Below are 6,921 nucleotides of genomic sequence, written 5' to 3'. Positions count from 1 at the left end.
GGAGTGATTGTTATTGGCGCGGCTTATTGGCTTGGCTTACTGGCGAACCTCGCCGTGGCCGAACACGACGTACTTGAGCGACGTAAGTCCTTCCAGGCCCACGGGCCCGCGCGCGTGCAGCTTGTCGTTCGAGATCCCGATCTCGGCGCCCAGGCCGTACTCGAAGCCGTCGGCGAAACGGGTCGAGGCGTTCACCATCACCGAGGCCGAATCGACTTCGCGCAGGAAGCGCATGGCGGCGCTGTAGTCTTCGGTGACGATGGCTTCGGTGTGCTTCGACGAATAGGCCTCGATATGGTCCATCGCTTCCTCGATGCCGGCCACCACCTTCACCGCCAGGATCGGCGCCAGATATTCGGTCGACCAGTCCTCCTCGACAGCCGCGACCAGGTGCGGATAGCCGGCCAGGATCGCGAACGACTCGGGATCGGCGCGCAGCTCGATCTGCTTCGTTGCATACAGCCCGGCCAGGCGCGGCAGCACGGTCGGCGCGATGGCGCGCGAGACCAGCAGCGTTTCCATCGTGTTGCAGGTGCCGTAGCGGTGGCACTTGGCGTTGAAGCCGATTGCCAGCGCCTTGTCGATGTCGGCCTTGGCGTCGATGTAGACGTGGCAGATGCCGTCCAGGTGCTTGATCATCGGCACCGTGCTTTCTTTCATCAGGCGCGCGATCAGGCCCTTGCCGCCGCGCGGGACGATCACGTCCACGTACTGCGGCATCGTGATCAGGGCGCCGACGGCGGCGCGGTCGACCGTGTCGACCACCTGCACCGCCTCGAGCGGCAGGCCGGCGCCAACCAGCCCTTCGGCCACCAGCCTGGCCAGCGCGCGGTTGCAGTGGATCGCTTCCGAGCCGCCGCGCAGGATCGCCGCGTTGCCGCTCTTGATGCACAGGCCGGCCGCGTCGACCGTCACGTTGGGACGCGCTTCGTAGATGATGCCGATCACGCCCAGCGGCACGCGCATCTGGCCGACCTGGATGCCGCTCGGGCGCACCTTCATGTTCGAGATCTCGCCGACCGGATCGGGCAGCGTGGCGATCTGGCGCAGGCCGGCGACCATGGTGGCGATCGCGGCGTCCGACAAGGCCAGACGGTCCATCAGGGCCGGGGCCAGGCCGGCGGCTTGGGCGGTTTCCAGGTCTTTCTGGTTGGCGGCGCGCAGGTCGGCCGCGTCGCGTTCGATGGCGGCGGCGATCAGTTCCAATGCGCGGTTGCGGGTGGCGGTGTCGGCGCGTGCCATGGCGCGCGAAGCGGCGCGGGCCTGGCGGCCGAGCAGGTGCATGTGTGCGGTGATGTCCATCGTTGTTCCCGTTGCGTTGTCGGCGTGCAGAAATAGGAGCGGGGTTGCATGCGTGATGTGAACGCGTCGCCGGCCGACCGCGATATCGTTACCGCGCCACCCGCAACGCCAGCTGCAACATCGCATCCCACGCGTCGCCCGCGAACGCCTTGGAGCGCAAGCCCTTGACCATGCGATCGACCTGCGCCGCATCCTGCAGCGCCGCCTCCAGCGTGGCGAGCGACACACGGCGCAGCGCCGGTTCCATCATCCGCTCGCGCGGACCCCAGATCCGGTATTCCTTGAGCAGCGCGCCCAGCGGACGCCCCTGCCCCATCCCGGATTTCAATTTTAGCAGCGTGCGGATTTCCTCGGTCACCGCCCACAGCACCAGCGGCAGCGCCTCGCCTTCGCCCTTCAGGCCTTCGAGCATGCGCGCCAGGCGCGCCGCATCGCCGCCCAGCATCGCCTCGGACAGCTTGAACACGTCGTAGCGTGCCACGTTCAGCACCGCGTCGTGCACCTGCTCGAAGCTCAAGCGCCCCGGCTCGTACAACAATCCCAGCTTCTGGATTTCCTGGTGCGCCGCCAGCAGGTTGCCTTCGACGCGGTCGGCGATGAAGTCCAGGCTCTGGCGCTCGGCGCTCTGGCCCTGGCTGGACAGGCGCATGCCGATCCACTGCGGCAGCTGGGCGCGTTCGACGTTCGGGATTTCGATGTAAACCGCCGCCTGCTGCAGCGTGGTCACCCAGGCCGCCTTGGCGGTCTGCCAGTCCAGCTTGGGCAGGGTGATCAGGGTCAGGTTGTCGGGGCTGAGGTCCTTGGCATAGCTTTGCAGCGCGGCGCTGCCGTCCTTGCCCGGCTTGCCGGTCGGGATGCGCAGCTCGATCAGCTTCTTGTCGCCGAACAGCGACAGCGCCTGGTTCGCCGCCAGCAGCTCGCCCCATTTGAAGGTGCGTTCGACCGTGAGCACGTCACGCTCGGTATAGCCCTGCGCGCGCGCCGTCTTGCGGATGCGGTCGGCCGCTTCCAGCGCGAGCAGGTGCTCGTCGCTGGTGATCACGTACAGCGGCGCCAGCCCCTTGGAAAGGTGGCCGTCGAGCGCCTCGAGCCTCAACTGCATCGCGCGGTTACGCTCCCACCGGCTTGATCGCCACCAGGCGGCGCAGGATCTGCTGCACCAGGTCGGCCTGCATGTCGCGGTACAGCAGCGCTTCTTCCGATTCCTTGGCCAGCACCTGCGATTCGTCGAAGGCGATGTTGCGGCGCAGGGTGATCTCGGTCGGCGCCAGCAGCTGGCGGTTGTTCGCGTCGCGCACCTGGAACACCAGCGTGTAGCTGAGCGAGTACTCGCGTACCCGGCCCAGGCTGTTGAGCGACAGGATCGACTTGCCGCGCGACTCGCTGATCACGTCGAACAGCGCTTCGGCTTTCGAGGCATCGGTCACCACGCGCACGGTGTCGCCGGCGCGCAGGTTGCGCTTGAGCTCAGTGCCCAGCGGCGACGACTCGTTGAACGACAGCCAGATCGACTGAAACGGCATGTTGTACTGGCCGTTGCTGCCGCGCAGCTGGAAGCCGCAGCCCGCAAGGACTGCCGCCGCCAGCAGTGCGGCCAAAGCACGCACCAGATATTTGCTCGGCGCGCTCATGGTCAGACCACGATGTTGACGAGTTTACCGGGGACGACGATGACTTTCTTCGGCGTGCCTTCGATGAACTTCTGCACCGCTTCCGATGCCAGCGCGGCCGCTTCGATCGACGCCTTGTCGGCATCCTTGGCCACCTTGACCGATCCGCGCAGCTTGCCGTTCACCTGGATCATCATCTCGATCTCGGACTGTTCCAGCGCGGCCGGGTCCACCTGCGGCCACTGCACGTTCAGGATGTCGCCGTGGGCGCCGGCATAGCCCAGGTCTTGCCACAGCGCGTGGGTGATGTGCGGCGCGACCGGGTTCAGCAGGCGCAGGAAGATCGAGAAGCCTTCGGCAACGACCGCATTCGATGCCGCGCTGTCGTCCAGCTTGGCCGACTCCAGGGTGTTGAGCATCTTCATGCACGCCGAGACCACGGTGTTGTACTGGATGCGCTTCAGGTCATAGTCGGCCTGCTGCAGCACCTTGTGCACTTCGCGGCGCAGCGTCTTCTGCTCGTCGCTCAGCGTGCCCTGGGCTTCGCCCTTGAAGCTTGCTGCAATGCGCTCACGCTGGGCGTAACCGAAGGCCCACACGCGGCGCAGGAAGCGGCTGGCGCCTTCGACGCCGCTGTTCGACCATTCCAGGGTCTGTTCCGGCGGCGAAGCGAACATGGTGAACAGGCGCGCGGTATCAGCGCCGTACTGTTCGATCTGCGCTTGCGGGTCGATGCCGTTGTTCTTCGACTTCGACATCTTTTCGGTGCCGCCGATGTTGACTGCCTCGCCGCCCAGCTTCAAGAACGCGGCGAACGGGCGGCCCTTGTCGTCCATCTCGAGGTCAACATCTGCCGGGTTGTACCAGGTCTTCTTGCCCGATGCGTCTTCGCGGTAGTAGGTCTCGTTGAGCACCATGCCTTGCGTGAGCAGGTTGACGAACGGCTCGTCGAACTTCACCAGGCCGAAGTCGCGCATCACCTTGGTCCAGAAGCGCGCGTACAGCAGGTGCATGACGGCGTGCTCGATGCCGCCGATGTACTGGTCCATCGGCATCCAGTAATCGTTGCGCGCGTCGACCATGGCGTCGTTCGAGCCCGGCGAGGTATACCGCATGTAGTACCACGACGAATCGATGAAGGTGTCCATCGTGTCGGTCTCGCGGCGTGCCGGCTTGCCGCATTTCGGGCAATCGCACTTGAGGAAGGCTTCGTCCTTGTTCAGCGGGTTGCCGGTGCCGTCCGGGACCAGGTGCTCGGGCAGCACGACCGGCAGGTCGGCTTCAGGCACCGGCACCGCGCCGCATTCGCCGCAGTGGATCATCGGGATCGGGGTGCCCCAGTAGCGCTGGCGCGAGATGCCCCAGTCGCGCAGGCGGAAGGTGGTCTTCTTCTCGCCCAGGCCCTGGGCTTCCAGTTCGCCGGCCACGGCATTCACGGCCGAGGTGTAATCCAGGCCGTCGTACTTGCCCGAGTTGACGGTGCGGCCGCTTTCCTTGTCGCCGTACCACTCCTGCCAGCCTTCGAGCGAGAATTCCTGGCCTTCGACGGCCACCACCTGCTTGATCGGCAGGTTGTATTTCTTGGCGAACGCGAAGTCGCGTTCGTCGTGGCCCGGCACGCCCATCACGGCGCCGTCGCCGTAGGTGATCAGGACGTAGTTGCCGACCCAGACCGGGATCTGCTCTTGCGTGACCGGATGGGTGACGAACAGGCCGGTCGGCATGCCCTTCTTCTCCATGGTCGCCATGTCGGCTTCGATCACGGAACCGAGTTTGCACTCGGCGATGAATTCCTGCAGGGCCGGGTTGTTGCGCGCGGCGTGCTGCGCCAGCGCGTGTTCCGGCGCCACGGCGCAGAAGGTCACGCCCATGATGGTGTCGGCGCGGGTGGTGAACACGTACAGGCGGCCGTCATTGATGGCGGCGCCGCTGTCGTCGATGACGCTGTGCGGGAAGGCGAAGCGCACGCCGGTCGACTTGCCGATCCAGTTGGCCTGCATGGTGCGCACGCGCTCCGGCCAGCCCGGCAGCTTGTTGTCGACATGGTCGAGCAGTTCGTCGGCGTATTCGGTGATGCGCACGTAGTACATCGGGATTTCGCGCTTTTCGATCAGCGCGCCCGAACGCCAGCCGCGGCCGTCGACCACCTGCTCGTTGGCCAGCACGGTCTGGTCGACCGGGTCCCAGTTCACGGTGCCGGTCTTCTGGTAGATGATGCCTTTTTCCAGCATCTTGAGGAACATCCACTGGTTCCACTTGTAGTAGTCCGGCTTGCAGGCGGTCATCTCGCGCGACCAGTCGATCGCCAGGCCCATCGATTCCATCTGGCCGCGCATGTGGGCGATGTTCGAGTAGGTCCATTCGGCTGGCGGCACATTGTTGGCCATTGCCGCGTTTTCCGCCGGCATGCCGAACGCGTCCCAGCCCATCGGCATCAGGACGTTGTAGCCGTTCATGCGCAGGTAGCGGTACATCACGTCGTTGATCGTATAGTTGCGCACGTGACCCATGTGCAGCTTGCCCGATGGGTAAGGCAGCATCGAGCAGGCGTAGTACTTGCCCTTCGGGAAACGCGGGTCGTGTTCGACGGCTTTGTAGGCGTCGATCGACTTCCAGTAGGCCTGGGCGGCCTGTTCAACTTCGGCTGGACTATATTTTTCTTGCATGATGGCTGCAGATGGAGTGTGGGATGTAGAACCGGACATTATAACGGGTCTGGAAGCCGGTTCGATGTGTGGCACGGCCGGGCAAGCCGCGGCAGGGAGAAAATGTAAAAAGGCAGCGTCTTGCAACGCTGCCTTCGGGATTTAACGCAGGACCAGTTCCAGCGCCGGTTTCTCGCCGTAATCCTCGTAGCGCTCGTTGATGCCGCCGATGCAGAAGGTCAGTTCTTCCAGCAGATCCGGCGCCTGCGCCTTCATCTTGTCGGCGTCGACGATGACGATTTCCAGCACCTCGTTGGCTTTCAGCCGGAACTTGGTCATGTTTTCGTCGTCGCGCAGGTAGCTCATGCAGTCGACCCAGGCGTCGATGCTGTCGGCGTACGATTCCGGAAAGCCGAACGCTTCCCGGCTCTGCCGGTGGAAGGATGCTTCGTCGGCGATCGCGGCGCCGTTCAGTTCTGCCACTGCCATGCTTATGCCTTCAGGCCCAGCACGTCCTGCATGTCGAACAGGCCGTTGGCCTTGTCCGCCAGGAAGCGCGCGGCGCGCAGCGAACCGTGGGCATAGGTGACGCGGCTGCTCGACTTGTGGCTGATCTCGATCCGTTCGCCGGTGCCGAGGAACATCACGGTGTGGTCGCCCACCACGTCGCCGCCGCGCACGGTGGCAAAACCGATGGTCGACGGATCGCGCTCGCCGGTCACGCCTTCGCGGCCGTAGACGGCGCACTCGTTCAGGTCACGCCCCAGGGCGTCGGCGATCACTTCGCCCATCTTCAGCGCGGTGCCCGACGGCGCATCGACCTTGTGGCGGTGGTGCGCTTCGACGATCTCGATGTCGTAGCCTTCAGCAAAACTCTTGGCGGCCATCTCGAGCAGCTTGAGGGTGACGTTCACGCCCACGCTCATGTTCGGGGCGAACACCACGCCAACCTTCTCGGCAGCGAGTGCAATGGCGGCCTTGCCGGCTTCGTCGAAACCGGTGGTGCCGATCACCATCTGCTTGCCGTTGGCGGCGCAGTATTCCAGGTGCTTGAGGGTGCCTTCCGGACGGGTGAAGTCGATCAGGATGTCGGCATTGTGCAGGCCGTGCTTGAGGCTATCCTCGATCGTCACACCGGTCAGGAAGCCGCCGAAGGCGCCCGCGTCCTGGCCGATGAAGGGCGAACCCGGCAGATCCAGGGCGCCGGCCAGGCGCGCGTCGGGCGCGTACTGGATGGCTTCGATCAGCATGCGGCCCATGCGGCCGCTGGCGCCGGCAACGGCGATATTCAGCATCGTCATGGTCGACTCCTTACGGCTGGATCGCGGCCGGGGCGTCGCCGGCACGCACCGGCGCTACCGGAC

Annotated in this window: 6 protein-coding genes; all 6 read right to left on the bottom strand. The window is 65.1% G+C overall.

Going from position 1 to position 6,921, the window contains the following annotated elements:
* Positions 1-36: 36 nt before the first annotated feature.
* The 6 genes from RTQ83_RS24055 to dapB all read right to left on the bottom strand — a co-directional run bounded on the left by RTQ83_RS24055 (position 37) and on the right by dapB (position 6,858).
* Entirely contained in the window at positions 37-1,302 is a 1,266-nt protein-coding gene (locus RTQ83_RS24055; RefSeq protein WP_312520536.1) for a glutamate-5-semialdehyde dehydrogenase, read from the bottom strand.
* Positions 1,303-1,390: 88 nt separating this feature from the next.
* Entirely contained in the window at positions 1,391-2,404 is a 1,014-nt protein-coding gene (gene holA / locus RTQ83_RS24050) for a DNA polymerase III subunit delta (protein WP_312520534.1), read from the bottom strand.
* A gap of 7 nt (positions 2,405-2,411) precedes the next feature.
* Positions 2,412-2,933 (bottom strand): LPS assembly lipoprotein LptE, encoded by a 522-nt coding sequence (gene lptE / locus RTQ83_RS24045; protein ID WP_312520531.1) that lies wholly within the window; start codon positions 2,931-2,933, stop codon positions 2,412-2,414.
* Between the two features lie 2 nt (positions 2,934-2,935).
* Positions 2,936-5,578, bottom strand: coding sequence for a leucine--tRNA ligase (leuS, locus tag RTQ83_RS24040; protein ID WP_312520528.1), 2,643 nt, complete (start codon positions 5,576-5,578; stop codon positions 2,936-2,938).
* A gap of 141 nt (positions 5,579-5,719) precedes the next feature.
* Positions 5,720-6,046: a barstar family protein gene (locus tag RTQ83_RS24035; protein ID WP_312520525.1), complete on the bottom strand. Its 327-nt coding sequence runs from the start codon at positions 6,044-6,046 to the stop codon at positions 5,720-5,722.
* Between the two features lie 2 nt (positions 6,047-6,048).
* Positions 6,049-6,858, bottom strand: a complete 810-nt coding sequence (gene dapB / locus RTQ83_RS24030) for a 4-hydroxy-tetrahydrodipicolinate reductase (RefSeq protein ID WP_312520522.1) — start codon at positions 6,856-6,858, stop codon at positions 6,049-6,051.
* Positions 6,859-6,921 lie beyond the last annotated feature (63 nt).

The sequence above is a fragment of the Massilia sp. genome, assembly GCF_031995545.1.
Classification (GTDB): Bacteria; Pseudomonadota; Gammaproteobacteria; order Burkholderiales; family Burkholderiaceae_D; genus Telluria.
Note: the sequence above shows the minus strand (reverse complement) of the source record. Positions and strands in the feature narration are given on the sequence as shown.

Excerpts from the sequence above, each read along its gene's own strand:
- leuS (WP_312520528.1), bottom strand. The coding sequence starts at position 5,578 with ATGCAAGAAAAATATAGTCCAGCCGAAGTTGAACAGGCCGCCCAGGCC.
- dapB (WP_312520522.1), bottom strand. The coding sequence starts at position 6,858 with ATGACGATGCTGAATATCGCCGTTGCCGGCGCCAGCGGCCGCATGGGC.
- holA (WP_312520534.1), bottom strand. The coding sequence starts at position 2,404 with ATGCAGTTGAGGCTCGAGGCGCTCGACGGCCACCTTTCCAAGGGGCTG.
- RTQ83_RS24055 (WP_312520536.1), bottom strand. The coding sequence starts at position 1,302 with ATGGACATCACCGCACACATGCACCTGCTCGGCCGCCAGGCCCGCGCC.
- RTQ83_RS24035 (WP_312520525.1), bottom strand. The coding sequence starts at position 6,046 with ATGGCAGTGGCAGAACTGAACGGCGCCGCGATCGCCGACGAAGCATCC.
- lptE (WP_312520531.1), bottom strand. The coding sequence starts at position 2,933 with ATGAGCGCGCCGAGCAAATATCTGGTGCGTGCTTTGGCCGCACTGCTG.